We start from the raw sequence: 23,648 nt of genomic DNA, 5'->3' as shown, positions 1-23,648 counted from the left end.
TTACGCCTCAACTCCTGCTGCGGCGACCGGCGCTGCCTCGGCGGCCGGCGCGGTGCGCGGCGCGTTGGTGCGGCGATCTCCGGTTCGACCGTCGGAACGGTCGTTACGACGCTCCGGGCGCGACGACTTCTGGTTCGCCTGCTCCCGAGCGAGATCCTTGTTCGTGATGTCGCCCTTGTAGACCCACACCTTCACGCCGATGCGGCCGAAGGACGTGCGGGCCTCGTAGAAGCCGTAGTCGATGTTCGCGCGGAGGGTGTGCAGCGGCACGCGGCCCTCGCGGTAGAACTCCGACCGGCTCATCTCGGCGCCGCCGAGACGGCCCGACACCTGGATGCGGACGCCCTTGGCGCCGGCGCGCTGTGCGCCCTGCAGGCCCTTGCGCATCGCACGGCGGAACGCCACACGACCCGCGAGCTGCTCGGCAATGCCCTGGGCCACCAGCTGCGCCTCGGCCTCGGGGTTCTTCACCTCGAGGATGTTCAACTGGATCTGCTTGCCCGTGAGCTTCTCGAGGTCGGCGCGGATGCGCTCGGCCTCGACGCCGCGGCGGCCGATGACGATGCCCGGGCGGGCCGTGTAGATGTCCACGCGGACACGGTCACGGGTGCGCTCGATCTCGATGCGCGCTACACCGGCGCGGTCGAGGCTCGTCTTGAGCATGGTGCGGATGCGCACGTCCTCGGCGACGTAGTCGCTGTAACGCTGCCCCTTCTTCGTGCTGTCCGAGAACCAACGCGACACGTGGTCGGTCGTGATCCCGAGACGGAACCCGTACGGGTTGACCTTCTGTCCCATTACTTGCTCGCCTTCTTCGCGGTCGTCGCCACGTCCGCCTCATCCGGCGTCGCGAGGACGACCGTGATGTGGCTGGTGCGCTTGTTGATACGGAATGCGCGACCCTGTGCGCGCGGCTGGAACCGCTTGAGGGTGGTGCCCTCGTCCACGAACGCCTTGGCGATGTAGAGGTCCTGCTCCGCGAGGAAGCTGTTGGACGCGTCGGCCTTGACCCGCGCGTTCGCCATGGCCGAGGCCACCAGCTTGTAGATCGGCTCGCTCGCGCCCTGCGGCGCGAACTTCAGGATGGCCAGGGCCTCCTCGGCCTGCTTGCCACGGATCATGTCCACGACACGACGGGCCTTCTGGGGGGTGACGCGGATGTGACGCACGCGTGCGATCGACTCCACCATTTCTCTCCTCCTTCTCGTCGCCGCGTTAGCGACGACGACCCTTCTTGTCGTCCTTCACGTGGCCGCGGAAGGTGCGCGTAAGAGCGAACTCGCCGAGCTTGTGGCCGACCATGGACTCCGTGACGAACACGGGGACGTGCTTGCGACCGTCGTGCACCGCGATCGTGTGACCCAGCATCGCCGGGATGATCATCGAGCGGCGCGACCAGGTCTTGATCACGTTCTTGCTGCTGGCCTCGTTCGCCGAGATCACCTTGCGGAGCAGGTGGTCGTCGACGAAGGGGCCCTTCTTCAGACTGCGTGGCATCTTCTACAACTCCTACTTGCGCTTCTTGCCGGCGTTGCGGCGGCGAACGATGAGCTTGTCGCTGGGCTTGTTGATGTGGCGCGTGCGGCCTTCCTTCTGGCCCCACGGGCTGACCGGGTGGCGACCACCGGAGGTCTTGCCCTCACCACCACCGTGCGGGTGGTCGACCGGGTTCATCGCGACACCGCGGACGGTCGGGCGGACGCCCTTCCAGCGCATGCGGCCGGCCTTGCCCCAGTTGATGTTCGACTGCTCGGCGTTGCCGACCTCGCCGATGGTCGCGCGGCAGCGCGCATCGACGTTGCGGATCTCGCCGGAGGGCAGGCGCAGCTGGGCGTAGGGGCCGTCCTTCGCCACGAGGCGCACGGAGGCGCCGGCGGAGCGGCCCATCTTCGCGCCGCCGCCGGGGCGGAGCTCGATGGCGTGGATGACGGTACCCGTGGGGATGTTGCGCAGCGGCAGGTTGTTGCCGGGCTTGATGTCGGCCTGGGCGCCCGACTCGATCTTGTCGCCCTGCTTCAGCTTGTTCGGCGCGATGATGTAGCGCTTCGTGCCGTCGATGAAGTGCAGGAGCGCGATGCGCGCCGTGCGGTTGGGGTCGTACTCGATGTGCGCGACGGTGGCGAGGACGCCGTCCTTGTCGTTGCGCTTGAAGTCGATGACGCGGTACTGGCGCTTGTGCCCGCCGCCGATGTGGCGGGTGGTGATGCGACCGGCGTTGTTGCGACCACCGTGCTTGGGCAGGGGACGCAACAGGGACTTCTCGGGCGTCGAACGCGTGATCTCCGCGAAGTCGGCGACGGACGAACCGCGACGACCCGGGGTCGTGGGCTTGTACTTGCGAATGGCCATTGGTGTTTTCCTAGTCCCGGTCTCAGCCGACAGTCGTGAAGATGTCGATGGAGCCCGACTTGAGGGAGACGATGGCGCGCTTGGTGTCCTTGCGCTTGCCCATCCCGAACTTGGTCCGGCGGGTCTTGCCCTGCTTGTTGAGCGTGTTGACCGACGCGACCTGCACGCCGAAGATCTTCTCGATCGCGAGCTTGATCTCGGTCTTGTTCGAGCGGGGGTCCACGATGAACGTGTACTTGCCCTGGTCGATCAGGCCGTAGCTCTTCTCGGAGACGACCGGCGCGATGATGATGTCGCGGGGATCCTTCTGGGTGGCGCTCATGCGGCAACCTCTTCCTTGGCCGTCTTCGACTCGACGAACGCGTCGAACGCGCCCTTCGTGAAGACGATGTCGTCGCTCACGAGCACGTCGTACGCGTTGAGCTGGTCGTAGGACAGCACGTGGACCGTCGGGATGTTGCGCACGCTGCGGAGGCTGACCTCGTCGGTGCGCTCCAGGACGATGAGGACGTGCTTGCTCGTGGCGATGCCCTCGAGCAGCGCGACCACGGTCTTCGTCGAGGGGACGTCTCCGGCGGAGAGGCTCTCGATGACGTGGAGGCGGGCGCCGCGCGCGCGGTCGGAGAGGGCACCGAGCAGAGCGGCGGCGATCATCTTCTTGGGGGTGCGCTGCGAGTAGTTGCGGGGCGTGGGTCCGTGGACGATGCCACCGCCGGTCATCTGGGGGGCGCGGATCGAGCCCTGACGAGCGCGACCGGTTCCCTTCTGCTTGAACGGCTTGCGACCGGCGCCGGAGACCTCGCCGCGGCCCTTGGTCTTGTGCGTTCCCTGGCGCGCCGCGGCGAGCTGGGCGACGACGACCTGGTGGATGAGCGGGACGTTGGTCTGCACGTCGAAGATCGACGCGGGCAGGTCGACGGAGCCGGTGACTGCACCGGTCGCGTCGAGGACGTCGAGCTGGGTGTCGGTAGCCATGACTACTTCCCCTTCACTGCGTTGCGGACGAAGACGATGCGGCCACGCGCGCCGGGCACTGCGCCCTTGACGAGCAGGAGGCCCTTCTCGGCGTCCACGCTGTGGACGACGAGGTTCAGCACGGTGACGCGCTCGCCGCCCATGCGACCGGCCATGCGCATGCCCTTGAAGACACGGCTGGGGGTCGAGGAGGCGCCGATGGAGCCGGGCTTGCGGTGGTTGCGGTGCGAACCGTGCGAGGCCGAGACGCCCTTGAAGTTGTGGCGCTTCATGACGCCGGCGAAGCCCTTGCCCTTGCTGGTGCCGACGACGTCGACCTTGGTGCCGGGCTCGAAGGCGCCGACGGTGATCTCCTGGCCGAGCGTGTACTCGGCGAAGTCGGCCGTGCGGACCTCGGTGAGGTGGCGGCGCGGCGTGACGCCGGCCTTGTCGAAGTGGCCGGTGCTCGGCTTGTCGGCCTTGCGGGGGTCGATCTGGCCGTAGGCGATCTGGATGGCGCCGTAGCCGTCGACCTCGGGCGTGCGCACCTGGGTGACGACGTTCGGGGTGATCTGCACGACGGTCACGGGGATGAGCTTGTTGTTCTCGTCCCACACCTGCGTCATGCCCAGCTTCGTGCCGAGCAGACCGGTGAAAGTCCTGTTAGCGGTAGACATGGGTTCCCTTAGAGCTTGATCTCGATGTTGACGTCGGCCGGGAGGTCGAGTCGCATGAGCGAGTCGACCGCCTTCGGCGTCGGGTCGACGATGTCGATCAGACGCTTGTGCGTGCGCATCTCGAAGTGCTCGCGGCTGTCCTTGTACTTGTGGGGGGAACGGATCACGCAGATCACGTTCTTCTCCGTGGGCAGCGGCACCGGGCCGACGACCGTGGCGCCCGCGCGGGTCACCGTGTCGACGATCTTCCGGGCCGAGGAGTCGATGACCGAGTGGTCGTACGACTTAAGTCGGATGCGGATCTTCTGTCCCGCCATGTGTGACTCTCTCTCTTTCGTGCGTCATGCGGCCTCGGACCGTATTGGACGCGTGTGTCCCTCGCTCGGATGGTCGCGCCTCGTGGCGTGCACCATCCGTGGTGCACCCGGGCGCGCATCGTGGGACGCGGCCTCGGGCAGCTCGTGCACCCGCCCGCATGCGGGCGCGGACGAGCGGTGCTCATCCGGTAGGTGTCGTGTGCTTCTGCTCTGCTGCCCGCGGCCTAACCTGCTCCGGGAGCGACGAGCGCTCCGGGCGGCTATGCACTGCCTGGCAGTGATCCGGTGTCTCGCGCGCAGGGCGGTGTGCACCGGAATGTTGAACTAGACGAGTTTGTCATAGTCCGGCCACGCGTGCAACCCGGGCGTGTCGCGCCCGCTCCCCCGTGATTCCGGGGCTCTCAGCACTTCCGACGGAGCCGAGGCGGCCCCGCCGGGCTCACCGGAACAGCAGGTTCCGCAGCTCCGTCTCGCCCGACGCGAGGCGCTGCGGGTCGATCGTGCGGCCGTGCCCGTACTCGTCGACGAGGCGCGGATTCACGTAGCTGTTCTTCGCGATGGTAGGGGTGTTGCTGAGCACCTCCGCGGCGTCGCGGTACGCCTGCGCGAGCGCCCGCTGCCGCTTGCCCTTGGCGTCCTCGGGCCCGTGCTTGGCGAGGCTGATCGCCGCGGCGACGGTGCCGTGCAGCGTGCGGAAGTCCTTCGCCGTGAACTCGCCGCCCGTGCGCTCCTGGACGTACGCGTTGATGTCCGCGGCGCCCAGCGGATGCCAGACGTCGCCGTCCCTGTACGCCAGCAGGCGCGCGTTCGGGCCGCGGCGCTTGAGACCCCGGATGACCTTCACGAGGTCGGCGTCCTTGATGTCGCTCGACCACTCCTGCCCGCTCTTCGCGGGGAACTCGAGGTGGACGGTCTCGCCGTGGATGGCGACGTGCGAGCACAGCAGCGTCGAGAGCCCGTGGCTGCCATTGGACTCGGTGTACCGCTCGCTGCCCACGCGGAGGCTGCCGGTGTCGAGCATCCGGAACCCCGCGGCGAGGGCGCGGTCCCGGGTGAAACCATCCTGGCGCAGGTGGATCGTCACCTGCCGCCGTGCCGCGGGCAGCGACTCGGCGAGCTGCAGCGCGCGGTCGAACTTGATCCGGTCCTTCTGCTCGCGCCAGGTCGGGTGGTAGATGTACTGCCGGCGGCCGGCGCTGTCCATGCCCGTCGCCTGCACGTGGCCGTTCTCGTACGGCGCGATCCAGACGTCGGTCCACGCCGGCGGGATCCCGAGCTTCTCCATGCGGGCGCGGAGCACCCTGTCGGTGACCCGGTTCCCCTGCGCGTCGAGGTAGGTCCAGCCCCGGCCTGCTCGCTTGCGGGTGTAGCCCTTGCCGGTGGCGTCGCTGCGCCGGAGTCTGACCATTGGTCGAACCTACGCGCACCACGGTCATCCGTTAGGGCACGATGCGACTCCTCCCGGCCAGCCGTGACACACGGCCCAGTCTTAACGGCCGAAAGGGCCGGGCCATGACGGCCCGACCCTCTCGGAGGTGGTGCTGGTGGAGCTGGGCGCTACTTGACGATCTTCGTGACCGTGCCGGCGCCGACGGTGCGGCCACCCTCACGGATGGCGAAGCCGAGGCCCTCCTCCATGGCGATCGGCTGGATCAGCTCGACCTTCATGTCGGTGGTGTCGCCGGGCATGACCATCTCGGCGCCCTCGGGCAGCGTGATGACACCGGTGACGTCGGTGGTGCGGAAGTAGAACTGCGGACGGTAGTTCCCGTAGAACGGGTTGTGACGCCCGCCCTCCTCCTTGGAGAGGATGTACGCGGTGCCCTCGAACTTCGTGTGCGGCGTGACCGAACCCGGCTTGACGATGACCTGGCCGCGCTCGACGTCCTCGCGCTTGGTGCCACGGAGCAGGAGCCCGCAGTTCTCGCCGGCCCAGGCCTCGTCGAGCTGCTTGTGGAACATCTCGATGCCCGTGACGGTGGTCTTGACGGTGGGACGGATGCCGACGATCTCGACGTCCGAGTTGATGGCGAGGGTGCCGCGCTCGGCGCGACCCGTAACGACGGTTCCACGACCGGTGATCGTGAAGACGTCCTCGACGGGCATGAGGAACGGCTTGTCCTTGTCGCGGACGGGCTCGGGGATCGACTCGTCGACGGCCTCCATGAGCTTGACGATCTGCTCGACCCACTTCTCGTCGCCCTCGAGCGCCTTGAGGCCGGACACCTGGACGACGGGGGCGTTGTCGCCGTCGAAGTCCTGGCTGGAGAGCAGCTCGCGGACCTCGAGCTCGACGAGCTCGAGGATCTCCTCGTCGTCGACCATGTCGGACTTGTTGAGCGCGACGAGCAGGTACGGCACGCCGACCTGCTTCGCGAGCAGCACGTGCTCACGCGTCTGCGCCATGGGGCCGTCGGTGGCGGCGACCACGAGGATCGCGCCGTCCATCTGGGCGGCGCCCGTGATCATGTTCTTGATGTAGTCAGCGTGACCCGGGGCGTCGACGTGAGCGTAGTGACGCTTGGGCGTCTCGTACTCGACGTGCGAGATGTTGATCGTGATGCCGCGCTGGCGCTCCTCGGGAGCGGAGTCGATGGACGCGAAGTCGCGCTGCACGTTGGTCGCCGACGGGTACTTGTCCGCCAGGACCTTGGAGATCGCTGCCGTCAGCGTCGTCTTGCCGTGGTCGACGTGACCGATCGTTCCGATGTTGACGTGCGGCTTGGTGCGCTCGAACTTGGCCTTACCCACTGTGGGTCCTCCTCAGGACTCGGTGGCAGGGCATCCGGTACGTGACCGGACGCCCTGCGTGTTGGAGATGCTGCTTATGGTACTGAAACGGCGGATGCCGCTCGAACTGGAGGGCTACTCGCCCTTGTTCTTCTGGACGATCTCGTCGGCGACAGCCTTCGGGACCTCGGCGTAGCTGCCGAAGCTCATCGAGTACACCGCACGGCCCGAGGTCTTGCTCCTCAGGTCTCCGACGTAGCCGAACATCTCCGACAGGGGGACGTTCGCGGTGATGACCTTCACACCGCTCGCGTCCTCCATGGCCTGGATCTGGCCGCGCCGGGAGTTCAGGTCGCCGATGACGTCGCCCATGTACTCCTCGGGCGTGCGAACCTCGACGGCCATGAGCGGCTCGAGCAGCACGGGCTTCGCCTTGCGCGCGGCCTCCTTGAAGGCCATCGAGCCGGCGATCTTGAACGCCATCTCCGAGGAGTCGACGTCGTGCGCGGCGCCGTCGAGCAGCGTCGCCTTCACGCCGACCATCGGGTAGCCCGCGAGGATGCCGACCTGGAGCGCGTCCTGGATGCCCGCGTCCACCGAGGGGATGTACTCCCGGGGGACGCGACCGCCGGTGACCTTGTTGTCGAACTCGTAGGTCTTCTCCGCGGTCACCTCCATGGGCTCGATCTTGATCTGGATCTTCGCGAACTGCCCGGATCCACCCGTCTGCTTCTTGTGCGTGAAGTCGTGCTTGTCGACGGTGCCACGGATGGTCTCGCGGTACGCGACCTGCGGCTTGCCGACGTTGGCCTCGACGTTGAACTCGCGCTTCATGCGGTCGACCAGGATGTCGAGGTGGAGCTCGCCCATTCCCTTGATGACCGTCTGACCGGTCTCCTGGTTCTGCTCGGTGCGGAAGGTCGGGTCCTCCTCGGCGAGCTTCTGGATGGCGACACCCAGTTTCTCCTGGTCGGCCTTCGTCTTCGGCTCGATCGCGACCTCGATGACGGGCTCGGGGAACGTCATCGACTCGAGGACGATCTGGTCCTGCGGGTCGCAGAGCGTGTCGCCCGTGGTCGTGTCCTTGAGGCCGATGACCGCGTAGATGTGACCGGCGGTGACCGAGTCGACCGGGTTCTCCTTGTTGGAGTGCATCTGGAAGATCTTCCCGATGCGCTCCTTCTTGCCCTTGGTCGAGTTGATGACCTGCGAGCCGCTCGCGATGTGACCCGAGTAGACGCGCACGTAGGTGAGGCGACCGAAGAACGGGTGCACCGCGACCTTGAACGCGAGCGCCGAGAACGGCTCGGTCGAGTCCGGCTTGCGGATGATGATCTTCTCCTCGTCGCGCACGTCGTGGCCCTCCATGGGCGGCACGTCGAGCGGGCTGGGGAGGTAGTCGATCACCGCGTCGAGCATCGGCTGGACGCCGCGGTTCTTGAACGCGGAGCCGCAGAGCACGGGGTAGATCTCGCTGTTGACGGTGAGCTTGCGGATGGCGGCCTTGATCTCCGCCACCGTCAGCTCCTCGCCGCCGAAGTACTTCTCGAGCAGCGCGTCGTCGGTCTCGGCGACGGTCTCGAGCAGCTTGGCCCGGTACTCGTCCGCCTTGTCCTTCAGATCCGCGGGGATCTCCTCGATGTCGTACTTCGCACCCAGCTCGACGTCTCCCTTGGAGTCGCCGCGCCAGGTCAGCGCGCGCATCTCGACGAGGTCGATGACGCCCTCGAAGCCGCCCTCCGCGCCGATGGGCAGCTGGATGACCAGCGGCTTCGCGCCGAGGCGGTTGACGATGGTGTCGACCGTGAAGTAGAAGTCGGCGCCCAGCTTGTCCATCTTGTTGACGAAGCAGATGCGGGGCACGTCGTACTTGTCGGCCTGGCGCCACACCGTCTCGGACTGGGGCTCGACGCCCTCCTTGCCGTCGAACACGGCGACCGCGCCGTCGAGGACGCGGAGCGAACGCTCCACCTCGACGGTGAAGTCGACGTGCCCGGGGGTGTCGATGATGTTGATCTGGTTCTTGTTCCAGAAGCACGTCGTCGCGGCGGACGTGATCGTGATGCCGCGCTCCTGCTCCTGGGCCATCCAGTCCATCGTGGCGGCGCCGTCGTGGACCTCGCCGATCTTGTGAGTGATGCCCGTGTAGTACAGGATGCGCTCGGTGGTGGTGGTCTTGCCGGCATCGATGTGAGCCATGATGCCGATGTTGCGGACCTTGTTCAGGTCGGTGAGCACGTCCTGTGCCACAGGTTCCTCCGAAAGGGGTTGGTGATGCGGTCGAACGAGGTGGACGGCTACCAGCGGTAGTGCGCGAAGGCCTTGTTCGACTCGGCCATCTTGTGGGTGTCCTCGCGGCGCTTGACCGCGGCACCGAGGCCGTTCGAGGCGTCGAGGATCTCGTTGGTGAGACGCTCGGTCATGGTCTTCTCGCGACGCGACTTGGCGTACGTCGTGAGCCAGCGGAGCGCGAGGGTGTTCGCGCGGTGCGGCTTGACCTCGATCGGCACCTGGTAGGTGGAGCCACCCACGCGGCGCGAGCGGACCTCGAGGGCCGGGCGGACGTTGTCGAGCGCCTTCTTCAGCGTGACGACGGCGTCCTGGCCGTTCTTCGCGGCGACGCCGGCGAGGGCGTCGTAGACGATCCTCTCGGCGAGGCCCTTCTTGCCGTCGAGCAGGATCTTGTTGACGAGCTGGCTGACGATCGGCGCACCGTAGACGGGATCTGCGACGACAGGGCGCTTGGGGGCGGGACCCTTGCGAGGCATTACTTCTTCTCCATCTTCGCGCCGTACCGGCTGCGAGCCTGCTTGCGGTTCTTCACGGCCTGGGTGTCGAGCGCGCCGCGGACGATCTTGTAGCGCACGCCGGGGAGGTCCTTCACACGACCGCCGCGGACGAGCACCATGGAGTGCTCCTGCAGGTTGTGGCCCTCACCGGGGATGTAGGCAGTCACCTCCTGGCCGTTGCTGAGCTTGACGCGGGCGACCTTGCGCAGAGCCGAGTTCGGCTTCTTGGGCGTGGTCGTGTAGACGCGGGTGCAGACGCCGCGCTGCTGGGGGTTCGCTTTCAGGGCGGGCGCCTTGGTCTTGACGACCTTGGGCGTGCGGCCCTTGCGGACCAGCTGCTGGATGGTGGGCACTACGGGACTCCTCGATGCTGCACGGTGACAGCGGGTTGATGGTCAGCATTCGACGCCCGCGGACGGGGATCGAGTTCAACTGGACCCGCGCGTCCGCCGACCACGGGAGTGGGAGGCGCCGGCGGGTATGCCGTGGGGGCCGGCCGAATGGACGAACCCTGGTCGGTGCGCTCCTGGGCGGCTCGGCGCACCGACTTCACGGCACGACACGAGCGCACGCCTGAGCGCACACCCCCGCAACGATACAGTTCCGCGACTCGCCGGTCAAACGGTGGACGAGGGGCCGCGGGCGGCCAGCGCGACGGCGCCGAGGCCCAGCAGGGCCGAGATCCCCAGCACGGCGATGCCGAACGGATCCACCAGGTGACGGACAGCGAACGCGAGGCTCGCGAACACGTCCGCGCCGCCGAGGAGGTAGAGGACGGCGCCCACGATCCCGTAGGCGAGCCATGCTCCGGCGCCCCAGCCGAGCACCGGGAGGACGGGGATCCGCCGCTCGCGGTCAGCGGCGCGCGTGGTGCGGATGAGGCCGACGGCGAAGACGAGCGTCGCGCTCACGACCATGACCGGCCCGAGGAGCACGCCCGCATCCCGCTCAGGGATCACGTCGTCACCGCCGAAGAGGGCGGCGAAGCCGAAGACGCACACGACGAGCGCGACGTGCATGACGGCGGCCAGGAGGGGGATCACTCCCCCAGCCTGACACGCGTCAGCGGTGGTCCGGCTGCTCCGCCAGCTTCCGGTCGTACTCGGCGCGCGCCTCGACGTTCTTCGCCTTGACGCGGCGGCCGCGGGCGCTGATGCCGGCGCCGAGCCATGTCACGAGCTCACGGGCGAGGAAGCCCGCGAGGATCCCGTCGGGGAAGGTCACCGTGCGCTGGAGCAGGAGCGCCTGCTCCGAGGGCGCGAGGTCCATGACGCCGCCCTGGAGGAGGCGCGTGCCGACGTACGCGGCGTAGACGAGGATCGCGACGGGCAGGCCGCCGAGGACGAACGCCCACCACTTCCCGCGGTTGACCAGGAGCGCCAGCAGCACGAAGAAGACGAGGAACGCGATGGTCGGCACGTAGAAGACGGGCGACAGCAGGTACCGCCCGAAGACGTCGCCGAAGGCGTCCGGGTTGCGCACCGACGCGAGGAGCGCCGTGCCCAGCGAGTAGAGCAGGGCGAAGAGGATGGCGGCGACGACCGCGATGAGCACGCCGAAGCCGCGGTTGCCGCGCTTCTCCGGCGGGACGGGAGCTTGCACGTAGATGGGCTGCGACTGCGACTGGCGCGCTGCCTCCTCGTCGCGGGCGCGGCGGTCGCGCTCGTCGCGCTCGCGGGCGTCGGCCTCGCGGGCCTCGCGCTCGCGGTCGTCGCGCGCGCGGGCCTCGGCGACGCGGGCCTCGGACTCGCGCCGCTCGCGCTCGCGGTTCTCGTGGTCCTCGTCGACGGGGGCCGCGAAGGCCGTCTGGTCGAAGGTCGAGGTGTCGGAGTGCGCGGAGTCCGCGCCGCGGTCGGCGGGACCGTCGTCGAACGCGGCGGCGGCGCGCTCGTCCGGCGTGCGGGGATCCAGCGGCTGGTCGGCCTCGTCGGGCTGTCGGTGCGGGGCGGGCCTGTCGTCGGTCATGGCACGAACCTACCTCGGCGGCGCCGCCCAGCCCCGGCGGCGTGCCGGGGCGCGCCCAGATGGGAGCGAGCGGCTAGAAGGGCTCGAGCAGCCGCTGCAGGAAGCGGCGTGTCCGCTCCTCGGTCGGGTGCTGCAGGACCTGGGACGGGTGCCCGCGCTCGACGACCACGCCGCCGTCCATGAACACGACCTCGTCGGCCACCTGCCGGGCGAAGGCCAGCTCGTGCGTGACGATCACCATGGTCCACGCCTCGTCGGCGAGCTCCTTGATGACGCTGAGCACCTCGCCCACGAGCTCCGGGTCGAGCGCCGAGGTCGGCTCGTCGAAGAGCAGGATCTGCGGCCGCAGCGCCAGCGCGCGCACGATGCCCACGCGCTGCTGCTGCCCGCCGGACAGCTGGAAGGGGTGCTGGTCGCGCTTGTCGGAGAGGCCGACGCGCGCGAGCAGCTCCTCGGCCTCGCGCGTGGCCTCGGCGACCGGGCGGCGCTGAACCTGCACTGGTCCCTCGATGACGTTCTCGAGCACGGTCTTGTGCGGGAAGAGGTTGTACTGCTGGAAGACCATCGCGGAGCGGTCGCGCAGGGCGAGGAGCTCGCGGTGCCGCGGCTTCGCGGCGAAGTCGACGCGGAGGGGGCCGGACGTCCGGGATCGGGAGTCGGCGTCGGCCGCCGCCACCTCGACCACGCCCTCCTCGGGCACCTCGAGCCCGTTGAGGGAGCGGAGGACGGTGGTCTTGCCGGATCCGCTCGGACCGATGAGCGCGGTCACGCCGCCGCGGCGGACCTCGAGGTCGATGGAGCGGAGCACCTCGTTGTCGCCGAACGACTTGCGGAGGCCGCGGACGGTGAGGACGGGCTCGCCGGGCGTGCGCGCGGCGGCGGGTGCGGGAGCGTGCGGGTCAGTGGGCGACATACCGGTCCAGCCTCCTCTCGAGGCGGGTCTGCGCGAACGAGAGCACGAGGCAGACGAGCCAGTAGATCAGCGCAGCTTCGAGGTACAGCAGCATGTACTCGAACGTGGACGACGCGATGAGCTGCGCCTGCTTGAAGAGCTCGGTCACGAGGATCACGGAGGCCAGGGACGTGTCCTTCACCAGGCTGATGAACGTGTTCGACAGCGGCGGCACGGACACGCGGGCGGCCTGCGGCACGATGATGCGGCGCAGCGTCAGGGCACGGGACATGCCGATGGTGTGGCCCGCCTCCCACTGGCCGCGCGGGACCGACAGGATCGACGCGCGGATGATCTCCGCCGCGTAGCCGCCCACGTTCAGCGACAGGGCGATCACCGCGCTCGGCCACGGCGGCAGCACGACGCCGATGGACGGCAGGCCGTAGAAGATCACGAAGAGCTGCACCAGCAGCGGGGTGCCGCGGACGACGGAGATGTAGAACCGCGCGATGCCCGAGACGAGCCGGTTGCCGTAGAGGCGCATGAGCGCGAGGCCCAGCGCGATCGCGAGACCCAGGGCGAACGTGACGAGGGCGAGCGGGATGGTGCCGCGGATCGTCTCGAGCGCGAGCGGCCCGAAGGACGACCAGAACAGGTCCCACTCCCTCGACATGCGATCCCCTCGTCTCGTCCTCGTCCGTCAGCGTACGCGGCGGGCTACTGCGAGACGTCCGCGCCGAAGTACTTGTCGGAGATGCCGGCGAGCGTGCCGTCGGCGCGCAGGTCGGCGAGCGCCTGGTCGACCGCGGCCACGAGGTCGTCGCTGCCCTTGCGGAAGACGAGCGCGCTGAGCGACGGGTCGTCGGTCTCCGCGGCCACCTTCAAGTCGGAGTCGCCCTGCTGCTTCTGGTAGTCGAGGAGCGTGAGGCGGTCATTGATCGTCGCGTCGACGCGGCCCTGCTGGAGGAGCGTGACCGCCTGGGCGAAGCCCTCGACGGCCTCGACCTTGGCGCCGCTCTGGGTGGCGAGCTCGTTCCAGTTGCTCGTGAGCGACTGGGCCGTGGTCTTGCCCTCGAGGTCGGCGAACGAGGAGATGCCCGAGTCGGAGCCCTTGACGATGATGACGCCGGGCGAGACCGTGTACGGCTCGGAGAAGTCGTAGACCGTCTTGCGCTCGTCCGTGATGGAGATCTGGTTGGCGATGACGTCCCAGCGGCCGGCCTCGAGGCCCGCGAAGATGCCGTCGAACTGGGTCTCCTCGAAGACGGGCTTCACGCCCAGCTTGTCGGCCACCGCGGTCGCGACCTCGACGTCGTAGCCCGTGAGCGCGCCGGAGCCGGATCCCTCGTGGAAGGAGAACGGCGAGTACGTGCCCTCGGTGCCGATGACGAGCTCGCCCTTCGCCTTGACGTCGGAGAGGCTCGTCGCGGCGGCCGGCGTGCCGGACGTGCCGTTCGCGGATCCGGTGCCCGCGTCGCCCGAGGCGCAGCCCGCGAGACCGAGGGCGGCGGCGGCCAGGAGGCCGGTGAGGGCGAGGGAGGGGCGGAGGCGGGGGCGGAGCGTCATGGGGGTCCTTGCGGTCACGGCGGATCTCCTCAGGGGGATCGCCTCGTGCGGGTGCTGTGTGCGGGTGCTGCGTGCGCGGTGCGGGGCGCGTGGTGTCCGGAACCCGTCCGGGTGCGCCGACCGCCATGGTCTCAACGCCCTCGCCGTGTCGGTATTCCCATGTCGCCGGATGACGGATCCCGACGCCGGCCTGTCCGTGCGGCCGCTAGAAGAGGGGCTCGGGGTCCGACCCGTCGCGGCCGTCGGGCACCGGGCCGATCTCGCCCTCGAGCGCCACGAGCCGCAGGTTGACGAAGCGGTCGAGGGCCCGCCGGATCACGGGCGCGAGGGGGGCGAGCTCGCGCTCCATCGCCTGGTCCACCACCTGCTGGATCTCCTCCTCGCGCTCCCCGTAGTCGACGAACGCGGGCATGCCGAAGGGGTGGTCGCGGTAGACCGGCCCGCGCGTCTCGCGGTAGAGGCGCTCGCGGGCGTCGCGGGCCGCCTCCGCGCGCGCGACCTCGAGGGCGGCGATGAGCGGGTGGATCGCCGTGTGGGGCGCGTCCCGCGGGATCGCCTCCTGGTCCGTGAAGGGCGAGGCGTCGCAGTCGGGGCACGATCCGGAACCGGATGCGCCGCCCGTCGGCGACGCGGCCTCGGTCGCGTAGCGCAGCGCGTGCGCCCGCCATGCCAGGACCACGTCCTCCAGCATCCGCACGACGCCTCCTCGGGTCCCCGGCGTCGGTGCCGCCGGGTCCGCCCACTGTATCGCCGCGGCGTCGCCCGGCCCGGGGGCACGCGGGCGGCGGGACGGGGGCGCGCGATGCACGCCCCGTCAACGAGGAAGGGCCCCGCCGGAGCGGGGCCCTTCTCATCGTGCGCTCACGCGCCGGCGGTCCTAGTTGTAGGTGCCGGGCGTGTAGTCGTCCGAGCTGAAGCTGTCGAAGTCGACGAAGCTCAGGTCGGACTCGTTGAACACCGACTCATCCGTGAAGATGCGGTTCGGGTAGCGCTCGGCCTTGGCCTCCTCCGTCGCGGTGACGGTGACGTCGCGGTACTTCGCGAGCCCCGTCCCGGCCGGGATCAGCTTGCCGATGATGACGTTCTCCTTGAGGCCCATCAGCGGGTCGGACTTGCCCTCCATGGCGGCCTGCGTGAGCACGCGGGTCGTCTCCTGGAAGGACGCGGCCGACAGCCACGACTCGGTCGCGAGCGAGGCCTTGGTGATGCCCATGACCTCCTGGCGGGCGGAGGCGGTCTTCTTGCCCTCCGTCAGCGTGGCACGGTTGACCTCGTTGTAGCGGGCCCGGTCGACCAGCTCACCGGGGAGGAGGTCCGTGTCGCCGTGCTCGACGACCGTGACCTTGCGCAGCATCTGCCGCACGATGACCTCGATGTGCTTGTCGTGGATCGGGACGCCCTGCGAGCGGTAGACGCCCTGGACACCGCCCACGAGGTGCTTCTGCACCTCGCGCACGCCCTTGACCCGGAGGACCTCCTTCGGGTCGATGGCGCCGACGTGCAGCTGCTGCCCGAGCTCGACGTGCTGGCCGTCCTCCACGAGGAGGGTGGCCCGCTTGAGCACCGGGTAGATGTGCGGCTCGTCGCCGTTGTCCGGGGTCAGGATCACCTTGCGGCTGCGATCCGTGTCCTCGATGGTGATGCGACCGGCCGCCTCCGCGATGGGCGACGCACCCTTGGGGGTGCGGGCCTCGAAGAGCTCCTGCACGCGGGGCAGACCCTGCGTGATGTCGTCCGCCGATGCCACACCACCGGTGTGGAAGGTGCGCATCGTGAGCTGCGTGCCGGGCTCGCCGATCGACTGGGCCGCGATGATGCCGACGACCTCGCCGATGTCGACGAGCTTGCCCGTGGCGAGCGAGCGGCCGTAGCAGGCCGCGCACACGCCGACGGCGGACTCGCAGGTCAGGACGGAGCGAACCTTGATCTCGTGCACGCCGGCGGCGATCAGGTGGTCGATCATGACGTCGCCGACGTCGCTGCCCGCGGGGGCGACGACCTCGCCGGCCTCGTTGACCGCGTCAGCGGCCAGAGAGCGGGCGTACACCGAGTTCTCCACGTTGGAGTCGCGGACGGACGAGCCGTCGGCGCCCTTCGTGGCGATCGGCAGGTCGAGACCACGGCTGGTGCCGCAGTCGTCCTCGCGGATGATGACGTCCTGCGACACGTCCACCAGACGACGGGTGAGGTACCCGGAGTCGGCGGTGCGCAGCGCGGTGTCGGCCAGTCCCTTGCGAGCACCGTGGGTGGAGATGAAGTACTCCGCCACCGTCAGGCCCTCGCGGTACGAGTGGACGATCGGGCGGGGGATGATCTCGCCCTTCGGGTTCGACACGAGGCCGCGCATGCCGGCGATCTGGCGGACCTGCATCCAGTTGCCTCGTGCCCCGGAGGACACCATGCGGTTGATGTTGTTGTCGGCGGGGAGGTTGTCCTCCATCGCCTTCGCGACCTCGGCGGTGGCCTTGTTCCAGATCTCGATGAGCTCCTGACGACGCTCGGCGTTCGTCGTGAGTCCCTTCTCGAACTGGCCCTGGACCTTGGCGGCCTGCTTCTCGTAGCCCGACAGGATGGCCGCCTTGGTGGGCGGGGTCAGCACGTCGGAGAGGGCGACCGTGACGCCGGAGCGCGTGGCCCAGTAGAAGCCCGCGTCCTTGATCCGGTCGAGCGCTGCCGCGACCTCCACCTTGGGGTAGCGCTCCGCGAGGTCGTTGACGATCTCGGAGAGCTTGCCCTTGTCGGCGACGGCCTCGATGTAGGGGTAGTCGACCGGCAGGGTCTCGTTGAACAGCGCGCGACCGAGGGTGGTCTCGAGCAGCACGGGGCCGACCGTCTTGCCCTTCTCGTCGAGCTCGACGCCCTCGGGCGCCTCGCCCTCGCCGAAGTAGATGTCGTGCAGGCGGATGCGCACCTTGGCGTTGAGGTCCAGCGAGAGCTGGTCCTTCGCCAGGATGGCCTCGGCCACCGAGCTGAACGCGCGACCCTCACCGGCGACGCCCTCCTTGAGGGTGGTCAGGTGGTGCAGGCCGATGATCATGTCCTGCGTGGGCAGGGTGACCGGGCGTCCGTCCGACGGCTTGAGGATGTTGTTCGAGGCGAGCATCAGGATGCGCGCCTCGGCCTGGGCCTCGACCGACAGGGGCAGGTGGACGGCCATCTGGTCGCCGTCGAAGTCCGCGTTGAACGCGGCGCAGACGAGCGGGTGCAGCTGGATCGCCTTGCCCTCCACGAGCTGCGGCTCGAACGCCTGGATGCCCAGACGGTGGAGCGTGGGCGCGCGGTTGAGCAGCACGGGGCGCTCGCGGATGATCTCCTCGAGCACGTCCCAGACCTGTCCGCGGCTGCGCTCGACCATGCGCTTGGCGGCCTTGATGTTCTGGGCGTGGCTCAGGTCGATCAGGCGCTTGATGACGAACGGCTTGAACAGCTCGAGCGCCATCTGCTTGGGCAGACCGCACTGGTGCAGCTTCAGCTGCGGTCCGACGATGATGACCGAGCGGCCCGAGTAGTCCACGCGCTTGCCGAGCAGGTTCTGGCGGAACCGGCCCTGCTTGCCCTTCAGCATGTCGCTGAGGGACTTGAGCGCGCGGTTGCCGGTGCCCGTGACGGGACGACCGCGGCGGCCGTTGTCGAACAGCGCGTCGACGGCCTCCTGCAGCATGCGCTTCTCGTTGTTGACGATGATCTCGGGGGCGCCGAGATCCAGCAGACGACGGAGGCGGTTGTTGCGGTTGATGACCCGGCGGTACAGGTCGTTCAGGTCGCTGGTCGCGAAGCGTCCGCCGTCGAGCTGCACCATCGGGCGCAGCTCCGGCGGGATGACCGGGACGACCTGCAGCACCATCGCGGCCGGCGAGTTGCCGGTGGCGAGGAAGGAGCTGACGACGCGCAGGCGCTTGATGGCGCGGATCTTCTTCTGGCCCTTGCCGGTGGCGATCTGCTCGCGGAGCAGCTCCCCCTCGGCCTCGAGGTCGAAGGCCTCCAGGCGCTTCTGGATCGCCTCGGCGCCCATGTGGGCCTCGAAGTAGATGCCGAAGCGGTCCTGCAGCTCGTGGAAGACGGCGTCCTCGGGCTTGAGCTCGCCGACCTTGAGGCTGCGGAACTCCTCCCAGACGCGCTCGAGACGGGAGATGTCCTCGTCGAACGCCTTGCGCGTCTGACCCATCTCCTTCTCGGCGCCGTCCTTCGCGCGGCGCTTCTGGTCGCTCTTGGCGCCCTCGGCCTCCAGCGCGGCCAGGTCGGTCTCGAGACGCCCGAGGCGCTCGGCGATCTGGCTGTCGCGCTGGTCCTGCAGGGTCTTGATCTCGAGCCGGAGCTCGTTCTCGAGGCCAGGCATGTCCTCGTGGCGAGCATCCTCGTCCACGCTGATCACCATGTAGGCGGCGAAGTAGATGACCTTCTCGAGGTCCTTCGGCGCCATGTCGAGCAGGTAGCCGAGGCGCGACGGGACGCCCTTGAAGTACCAGATGTGCGTGACGGGCGCGGCGAGCTCGATGTGTCCCATGCGCTCGCGGCGGACCGCGGACTTGGTGACCTCGACGCCGCAGCGCTCGCAGACGATGCCCTTGAAGCGCACCCGCTTGTACTTGCCGCAGGAGCACTCCCAGTCGCGGCTGGGTCCGAAGATCTGCTCTCCGAAGAGGCCGTCCTTCTCGGGCTTCAGAGTGCGGTAGTTGATGGTCTCGGGCTTCTTGACCTCACCGTGCGACCAGCGGCGGATGTCATCGGCCGTGGCCAGGCCGATCCGCAGCTCATCGAAAGTTGTTACGTCGAGCAATTTTCCTTCTCTCCTTGGAAAGCTTCGAGTCGAAAGTCTTGAGCGGGCTTAGATGTCGTCGATGCTGGACGACTCGAAGCGGGTGGAGATGTTGATGCCGAGCTCCTCCGCGGCGCGGAAGACCTCGTCATCCGTGTCGCGCAGGCTGACCGCCTGGCCGTCCGCCGAGAGCACCTCGACGTTCAGGCAGAGGGACTGCATCTCCTTGATCAGGACCTTGAAGGACTCGGGGATACCCGGTTCCTGGATGTTCTCGCCCTTGACGATGGCCTCGTACACCTTCACGCGGCCGAGGATGTCGTCCGACTTGATGGTGAGGAGCTCCTGCAGCGCGTACGCGGCGCCATAGGCCTCGAGCGCCCAGACCTCCATCTCACCGAACCGCTGGCCACCGAACTGGGCCTTACCGCCCAGGGGCTGCTGCGTGATCATCGAGTAGGGACCCGTGGAGCGCGCGTGGATCTTGTCGTCCACCAGGTGGTGCAGCTTCAGGATGTACATGTAGCCGACCGACACGGGCTCGGGGAACGGCTCGCCGGAGCGGCCGTCGAACAGGCGCGTCTTGCCGCTGGATCCGATGAGGCGGTCGCCGTCGCGGGTGACCGTCGTCGAGTCGAGCAGGCCGGCGATCTCCTCCTCGAGCGCTCCGTCGAACACCGGGGTGGCGACCTTCGTGCCGGCCGGAGCCTGGCGCGCGTGGTCGGGCAGGCGCTCGGCCCACTTGGGCTTGCCCTCGACCTCCCAGCCCTGCTTGGCGCTCCACCCGAGGTGGGTCTCCAGGACCTGGCCGAAGTTCATGCGGCCGGGGATGCCGAGCGGGTTGAGGATGACGTCGACCGGGGTCCCGTCGGCGAGGAACGGCATGTCCTCGACCGGCAGGATCTTGGAGATGACGCCCTTGTTGCCGTGACGGCCGGCGAGCTTGTCGCCCTCGGTGATCTTGCGCTTCTGCGCGATGAACACCACGACGCGCTGGTTGACGCCCGAGCCGAGCTCGTCGTCGCCGTCCTGCGAGTCGAAGACCTTGACGCCGATGATCGTGCCCTGCTCGCCGTGGGGCACCTTCAGGGACGTGTCGCGGACCTCGCGGCTCTTCTCGTTGAAGATCGCGCGCAGCAGGCGCTCCTCGGCGCTGAGCTCGGTCTCGCCCTTCGGCGTGACCTTGCCCACGAGGATGTCGCCGGGGCGGACCTCGGCGCCGATGCGGATGATTCCGCGCTCGTCGAGGTCGGCGAGCAGCTCCGGGCTGACGTTGGGGAGGTCACGGGTGATCTCCTCCTTGCCGAGCTTGGTGTCGCGCGCGTCGACCTCGTACTCCTCGATGTGGATGGAGGAGAGGGTGTCGTCCTTGACCAGGTTCTGGCTCAGGATGATCGCGTCCTCGAAGTTGTGGCCCTCCCACGGCATGAACGCGACGAGCAGGTTCTTGCCGAGCGCGAGCTCGCCGTTCTCCGTGGCGGGGCCGTCGGCGATGACCTCGCCGGCCTCGATGCGGTCGCCGGCCGAGACCAGGACACGGTGGTTGTAGCTCGTGCCCTGGTTGGAGCGGTCGAACTTGCGCAGGTAATAGGTCTGCGTGCCGCCCTCGTCGAGCTGGATGGTGACGACCTCGGCGGACACCTCGGCGACGACGCCCGAGGCGTCGGCGGTGAGGACGTCGCCGGCGTCGATGGCCGCGTAGCCCTCCATGCCGGTGCCGACGAGCGGGCTCTCGCTGCGCAGCAGCGGGACGGCCTGACGCTGCATGTTGGCGCCCATGAGCGCGCGGTTCGCATCGTCGTGCTCGAGGAACGGGATGAGCGAGGTCGCGACCGACACCATCTGGCGCGGGGAGACGTCCATGTAGTGGACGTTCTCCTTCGCGACGAGCTCCACCTCACCGCCCTTGGGGCGGACGAGGACGCGGTCCTCCGCGAAGCGGAAGTCCTTCGTGAGGGGCGCGTTGGCCTGGGCGACGAGGAACTCGTCCTCCTCGCTGGCCGTGAGGTAGTCGATCTGGTCGGTGACCACGCCGTCGACGACGCGACGGTACGGGGTCTCGATGAAGCCGAACGAGTTGATGCGGGCGAACGACGCCAGCGAGCCGATCAGGCCGATGTTCGGGCCTTCCGGGGTCTCGATGGGGCACATGCGGCCGTAGTGCGACGGGTGGACGTCGCGGACCTCGACGCCGGCGCGCTCACGGGACAGACCACCCGGGCCGAGCGCCGAGAGGCGGCGCTTGTGGGTGAGACCCGCGAGCGGGTTGTTCTGGTCCATGAACTGCGACAGCTGGCTCGTGCCGAAGAACTCCTTGATCGCGGCGACGACGGGGCGCACGTTGATCAGGGTCTGCGGCGTGATGGCCTCGATGTCCTGCGTGGTCATGCGCTCGCGGACGACGCGCTCCATACGGGACAGGCCGGTGCGGACCTGGTTCTGGATGAGCTCGCCGACCGCGCGGATGCGGCGGTTGCCGAAGTGGTCGATGTCGTCCACGTCGAGGCGCAGCTCGACGGGCTTGCCGTCGCGCGTGCCGTTCATCTTCGTCTCGTTCGCGTGCAGCGACACGAGGTACTTGATGGTCGCGAGGATGTCCTCGACCGTGAGCACCGAGTCGGTGAGCTGCTTGTCGATGCCGAGCTTGCGGTTGATCTTGTAGCGACCCACCTTCGCCAGGTCGTAGCGCTTCGGGTTGAAGTAGAAGTTGTCCAGCAGCGCGCGGGCGGCCTCGGCAGCGACCTGCTCGCCGGGACGGAGCTTGCGGTAGATGTCCTTGAGGGCCTCCTCCTTGGTGAGAATGGAGTCCTTCTCGAGCGTGAGCTCGATGGACGCGACGCCCTTAAACTCCTCGAGGATCTGCTCGCTGGTGAGGCCGAGGGCCTTCAGGAACACGGTGACCGACTGCTTGCGCTTGCGGTCGATGCGCACGCCGACCTGGTCGCGCTTGTCGATCTCGAACTCGAGCCAGGCGCCGCGCGAGGGGATGACGCGGGCGGAGTAGATGTCCTTGTCGGAGGTCTTCTCCTGCTGGCGCTCGAAGTACACGCCGGGCGAGCGGACGAGCTGGGACACGACGACACGCTCGGTGCCGTTGATGATGAACGTGCCCTTCTCCGTCATGAGGGGGAAGTCGCCCATGAAGACCGTCTGGGTCTTGATCTCACCCGTGAGGTGGTTCATGAACTCGGCCTCGACGTAGAGGGGAGCGGAGTAGGTCTTGCCGCGCTCCTTGCACTCGTCGATGGAGTACTTCTGCTCCTCGAGGTACGGGTTCGTGAACCCGAGCTGCATGGTCTCGCCCAGGTCCTCGATGGGGGAGATCTCCTCGAAGATCTCCTCGAGGCCGGAGTTGAGCGCCAGGTCGGTGCGACCCTGCTTGGTGCCCTCCTCGACGCGCCGCTTCCACGCGTCCGAGCCGACGAGCCAGTCGAAGCTCTCGGTCTGCAGGGCGAGGAGGTCGGGGACGGTGAGGGTGTCAGTGATCTTCGCGAACGAGAGCCGCGATGCGTCGCGACCGTTCTGGGGAGTGGGAGTTGCGTTGCGCGCAGCAGCCAAGGAAATTACCTCCGTGGGCCCCGTCGGGCTCCGATGTCGTCGATACGCCGAGACCGACCCGGGACGTGACCCGTGCCGATCCTGATGGAGTTGCTCGCCACACCTCGCGGGATGGGCTCGGGATCGACCCGAGCGCACACGATGACCGACCGCAATATGAAGGCAAAAGGGAGTGGGAGCGCAAAGGATCACCATACGGGTCGCGACGCGCCATGTCCAGCGAAATCTTGCATCCTCGGCGTGTCTCGGTGTATAACGTCCGGCTGCCCTGATCGCGGGGGTCCTCGCGCGCGTAGCCTTTTCGGCATGAGCGCACCCTGGCACGTGTCCCCCGGCGGCCCCTCGCACGTGCACGTGGCGGGCGACGTGGAGATCCGCAAGGCGTCCGTCGGCTCCATGGACAACGACGCGTACCTCCTCACCGACCTCGACTCCGGCGAGCGCCTGCTCGTCGACGCGGCCTCCGACGTCGACCGGCTGCTCGCGCTCGTGGCGGAGCCGGATCCCGTGGGGCGGCTCGCCGTGGTCGTCACCACGCACGGCCACGCCGACCACCACGGCGCGCTCGCCGCCGTCCTCGACGCGACCGACGCGGCCTCCGCCGTGGGCGACGCCGACGCGGGCGACCTGCCCGTCGACGCCGACCGGCGCCTCGCGCACGGCGACCAGGTGGCCTTCGGCAGCGTGGCCCTCGAGGTCGTCGCGCTCCGCGGGCACACGCCGGGCAGCGTCGCGCTCGTGCTGCAGCCGGGCGACGGCAGCACCCACCTCTTCACGGGCGACTCGCTCTTCCCCGGCGGCGTCGGGAACACGCAGGGCGACGCCGGCCGCTTCCGGCAGCTGATGGACGACGTCGAGGAGCGCCTGTTCGCGCGCTTCCCCGACGACGCGCACGTGCATCCCGGGCACGGCGACTCGACGACGCTCGGCGCGGAGCGCGCATCCCTCGCCGACTGGCGCTCGCGCGGCTGGTGACGGGACGCCCGCGGCCGGGCCCCGGCGCGGGACGGACGCCTAGGTGTAGTTCCTCGGGAGGTTGTGAACGCTGGGGCGGATAGCGAAGACCTCCGGGACGATGTGGGTTACCACACTCAT

Annotated in this window: 22 protein-coding genes; 1 reads left to right on the top strand and 21 read right to left on the bottom strand. The window is 68.6% G+C overall.

The features are described from left to right. The 21 genes from rpsC to rpoB all read right to left on the bottom strand — a co-directional run bounded on the left by rpsC (position 1) and on the right by rpoB (position 22,553). Complete coding sequence (gene rpsC / locus CMS_RS01445; protein WP_012039300.1) at positions 1-798, bottom strand: 30S ribosomal protein S3; 798 nt, start codon at positions 796-798, stop codon at positions 1-3. Next, entirely contained in the window at positions 798-1,190 is a 393-nt protein-coding gene (gene rplV / locus CMS_RS01440) for a 50S ribosomal protein L22 (RefSeq protein WP_012297757.1), read from the bottom strand. Before rplV ends, rpsC begins: the two co-directional genes overlap by 1 nt. Positions 1,191-1,215: 25 nt before the next feature. Then, positions 1,216-1,497, bottom strand: a complete 282-nt coding sequence (rpsS, locus tag CMS_RS01435; protein WP_012039302.1) for a 30S ribosomal protein S19 — start codon at positions 1,495-1,497, stop codon at positions 1,216-1,218. 12 nt (positions 1,498-1,509) lie between these two features. After that, the gene (gene rplB, locus CMS_RS01430) at positions 1,510-2,349 is read right to left on the bottom strand and encodes a 50S ribosomal protein L2 (RefSeq protein WP_012297756.1); all 840 of its coding nucleotides are present in this window, start codon (positions 2,347-2,349) and stop codon (positions 1,510-1,512) included. 22 nt (positions 2,350-2,371) lie between these two features. Next, positions 2,372-2,671: a 50S ribosomal protein L23 gene (gene rplW, locus CMS_RS01425; RefSeq protein WP_012039304.1), complete on the bottom strand. Its 300-nt coding sequence runs from the start codon at positions 2,669-2,671 to the stop codon at positions 2,372-2,374. After that, positions 2,668-3,324, bottom strand: a complete 657-nt coding sequence (rplD, locus tag CMS_RS01420) for a 50S ribosomal protein L4 (protein WP_012297755.1) — start codon at positions 3,322-3,324, stop codon at positions 2,668-2,670. The genes rplW and rplD overlap by 4 nt, the downstream gene beginning before the upstream one ends. Before the next feature lie 2 nt (positions 3,325-3,326). Further along, positions 3,327-3,980 (bottom strand): 50S ribosomal protein L3, encoded by a 654-nt coding sequence (rplC, locus tag CMS_RS01415; protein WP_012297754.1) that lies wholly within the window; start codon positions 3,978-3,980, stop codon positions 3,327-3,329. An 8-nt stretch (positions 3,981-3,988) separates the two neighbouring features. After that, entirely contained in the window at positions 3,989-4,297 is a 309-nt protein-coding gene (rpsJ, locus tag CMS_RS01410; protein ID WP_012039307.1) for a 30S ribosomal protein S10, read from the bottom strand. 439 nt (positions 4,298-4,736) lie between these two features. Beyond that, positions 4,737-5,705: a DNA topoisomerase IB gene (locus CMS_RS01405; protein WP_012297753.1), complete on the bottom strand. Its 969-nt coding sequence runs from the start codon at positions 5,703-5,705 to the stop codon at positions 4,737-4,739. 149 nt (positions 5,706-5,854) lie between these two features. Continuing rightward, positions 5,855-7,048 (bottom strand): elongation factor Tu, encoded by a 1,194-nt coding sequence (gene tuf, locus CMS_RS01400; protein ID WP_012297752.1) that lies wholly within the window; start codon positions 7,046-7,048, stop codon positions 5,855-5,857. A 114-nt stretch (positions 7,049-7,162) separates the two neighbouring features. Further along, positions 7,163-9,277: an elongation factor G gene (gene fusA / locus CMS_RS01395; protein WP_012297751.1), complete on the bottom strand. Its 2,115-nt coding sequence runs from the start codon at positions 9,275-9,277 to the stop codon at positions 7,163-7,165. Between the two features lie 47 nt (positions 9,278-9,324). Beyond that, a complete protein-coding gene (gene rpsG, locus CMS_RS01390) occupies positions 9,325-9,795 on the bottom strand; it encodes a 30S ribosomal protein S7 (RefSeq protein ID WP_012297750.1) in 471 nt (156 codons plus the stop codon). Beyond that, positions 9,795-10,169: a 30S ribosomal protein S12 gene (gene rpsL, locus CMS_RS01385; RefSeq protein WP_012039312.1), complete on the bottom strand. Its 375-nt coding sequence runs from the start codon at positions 10,167-10,169 to the stop codon at positions 9,795-9,797. The genes rpsG and rpsL overlap by 1 nt, the downstream gene beginning before the upstream one ends. Before the next feature lie 264 nt (positions 10,170-10,433). Next, positions 10,434-10,859 (bottom strand): DUF6121 family protein, encoded by a 426-nt coding sequence (locus tag CMS_RS01380; protein WP_106408665.1) that lies wholly within the window; start codon positions 10,857-10,859, stop codon positions 10,434-10,436. A gap of 19 nt (positions 10,860-10,878) precedes the next feature. After that, on the bottom strand, positions 10,879-11,781 hold the full coding sequence (locus CMS_RS01375) for a hypothetical protein (protein ID WP_012297748.1): 903 nt from the start codon (positions 11,779-11,781) through the stop codon (positions 10,879-10,881). 73 nt (positions 11,782-11,854) lie between these two features. Next, complete coding sequence (locus CMS_RS01370; protein WP_041464290.1) at positions 11,855-12,694, bottom strand: amino acid ABC transporter ATP-binding protein; 840 nt, start codon at positions 12,692-12,694, stop codon at positions 11,855-11,857. Then, positions 12,681-13,346: an amino acid ABC transporter permease gene (locus CMS_RS01365; protein WP_012297746.1), complete on the bottom strand. Its 666-nt coding sequence runs from the start codon at positions 13,344-13,346 to the stop codon at positions 12,681-12,683. The genes CMS_RS01370 and CMS_RS01365 overlap by 14 nt, the downstream gene beginning before the upstream one ends. A gap of 44 nt (positions 13,347-13,390) precedes the next feature. Then, on the bottom strand, positions 13,391-14,239 hold the full coding sequence (locus tag CMS_RS01360) for an amino acid ABC transporter substrate-binding protein (RefSeq protein WP_041464289.1): 849 nt from the start codon (positions 14,237-14,239) through the stop codon (positions 13,391-13,393). Positions 14,240-14,444: 205 nt separating this feature from the next. Then, positions 14,445-14,930 carry a hypothetical protein gene (locus CMS_RS01355; RefSeq protein WP_223842690.1) on the bottom strand — a complete coding sequence of 162 codons (486 nt, stop codon included), beginning with the start codon at positions 14,928-14,930 and terminating at the stop codon, positions 14,445-14,447. Positions 14,931-15,116: 186 nt separating this feature from the next. Next, on the bottom strand, positions 15,117-19,016 hold the full coding sequence (locus CMS_RS01350) for a DNA-directed RNA polymerase subunit beta' (RefSeq protein WP_012297743.1): 3,900 nt from the start codon (positions 19,014-19,016) through the stop codon (positions 15,117-15,119). Positions 19,017-19,064: 48 nt separating this feature from the next. Beyond that, a complete protein-coding gene (gene rpoB, locus CMS_RS01345; RefSeq protein ID WP_012297742.1) occupies positions 19,065-22,553 on the bottom strand; it encodes a DNA-directed RNA polymerase subunit beta in 3,489 nt (1,162 codons plus the stop codon). 306 nt (positions 22,554-22,859) lie between these two features. Here rpoB and CMS_RS01340 point away from each other — a divergent pair, with 306 nt between their 5' ends. Next, a complete protein-coding gene (locus CMS_RS01340) occupies positions 22,860-23,528 on the top strand; it encodes an MBL fold metallo-hydrolase (RefSeq protein ID WP_041464287.1) in 669 nt (222 codons plus the stop codon). Positions 23,529-23,648 lie beyond the last annotated feature (120 nt).

The sequence above is a fragment of the Clavibacter sepedonicus genome, assembly GCF_000069225.1.
GTDB classification, from domain to species: Bacteria; Actinomycetota; Actinomycetes; order Actinomycetales; family Microbacteriaceae; genus Clavibacter; species Clavibacter sepedonicus.
The sequence above is the reverse complement of the archived record's forward strand: the minus strand, read 5'-3'. Positions and strand labels throughout refer to the sequence as shown.

Bases quoted from the DNA above. Each gene is read 5' to 3' on its own strand.
- rpsC (WP_012039300.1), bottom strand. From the start codon at position 798: ATGGGACAGAAGGTCAACCCGTACGGGTTCCGTCTCGGGATCACGACC.
- rplV (WP_012297757.1), bottom strand. From the start codon at position 1,190: ATGGTGGAGTCGATCGCACGCGTGCGTCACATCCGCGTCACCCCCCAG.
- rpsS (WP_012039302.1), bottom strand. From the start codon at position 1,497: ATGCCACGCAGTCTGAAGAAGGGCCCCTTCGTCGACGACCACCTGCTC.
- rplB (WP_012297756.1), bottom strand. From the start codon at position 2,349: ATGGCCATTCGCAAGTACAAGCCCACGACCCCGGGTCGTCGCGGTTCG.
- rplW (WP_012039304.1), bottom strand. From the start codon at position 2,671: ATGAGCGCCACCCAGAAGGATCCCCGCGACATCATCATCGCGCCGGTC.
- rplD (WP_012297755.1), bottom strand. From the start codon at position 3,324: ATGGCTACCGACACCCAGCTCGACGTCCTCGACGCGACCGGTGCAGTC.
- rplC (WP_012297754.1), bottom strand. From the start codon at position 3,980: ATGTCTACCGCTAACAGGACTTTCACCGGTCTGCTCGGCACGAAGCTG.
- rpsJ (WP_012039307.1), bottom strand. From the start codon at position 4,297: ATGGCGGGACAGAAGATCCGCATCCGACTTAAGTCGTACGACCACTCG.
- CMS_RS01405 (WP_012297753.1), bottom strand. From the start codon at position 5,705: ATGGTCAGACTCCGGCGCAGCGACGCCACCGGCAAGGGCTACACCCGC.
- rpsG (WP_012297750.1), bottom strand. From the start codon at position 9,795: ATGCCTCGCAAGGGTCCCGCCCCCAAGCGCCCTGTCGTCGCAGATCCC.
- CMS_RS01375 (WP_012297748.1), bottom strand. From the start codon at position 11,781: ATGACCGACGACAGGCCCGCCCCGCACCGACAGCCCGACGAGGCCGAC.
- CMS_RS01370 (WP_041464290.1), bottom strand. From the start codon at position 12,694: ATGTCGCCCACTGACCCGCACGCTCCCGCACCCGCCGCCGCGCGCACG.
- CMS_RS01365 (WP_012297746.1), bottom strand. From the start codon at position 13,346: ATGTCGAGGGAGTGGGACCTGTTCTGGTCGTCCTTCGGGCCGCTCGCG.
- CMS_RS01360 (WP_041464289.1), bottom strand. From the start codon at position 14,239: ATGACGCTCCGCCCCCGCCTCCGCCCCTCCCTCGCCCTCACCGGCCTC.
- CMS_RS01355 (WP_223842690.1), bottom strand. From the start codon at position 14,930: ATGCTGGAGGACGTGGTCCTGGCATGGCGGGCGCACGCGCTGCGCTAC.
- CMS_RS01340 (WP_041464287.1), top strand. From the start codon at position 22,860: ATGAGCGCACCCTGGCACGTGTCCCCCGGCGGCCCCTCGCACGTGCAC.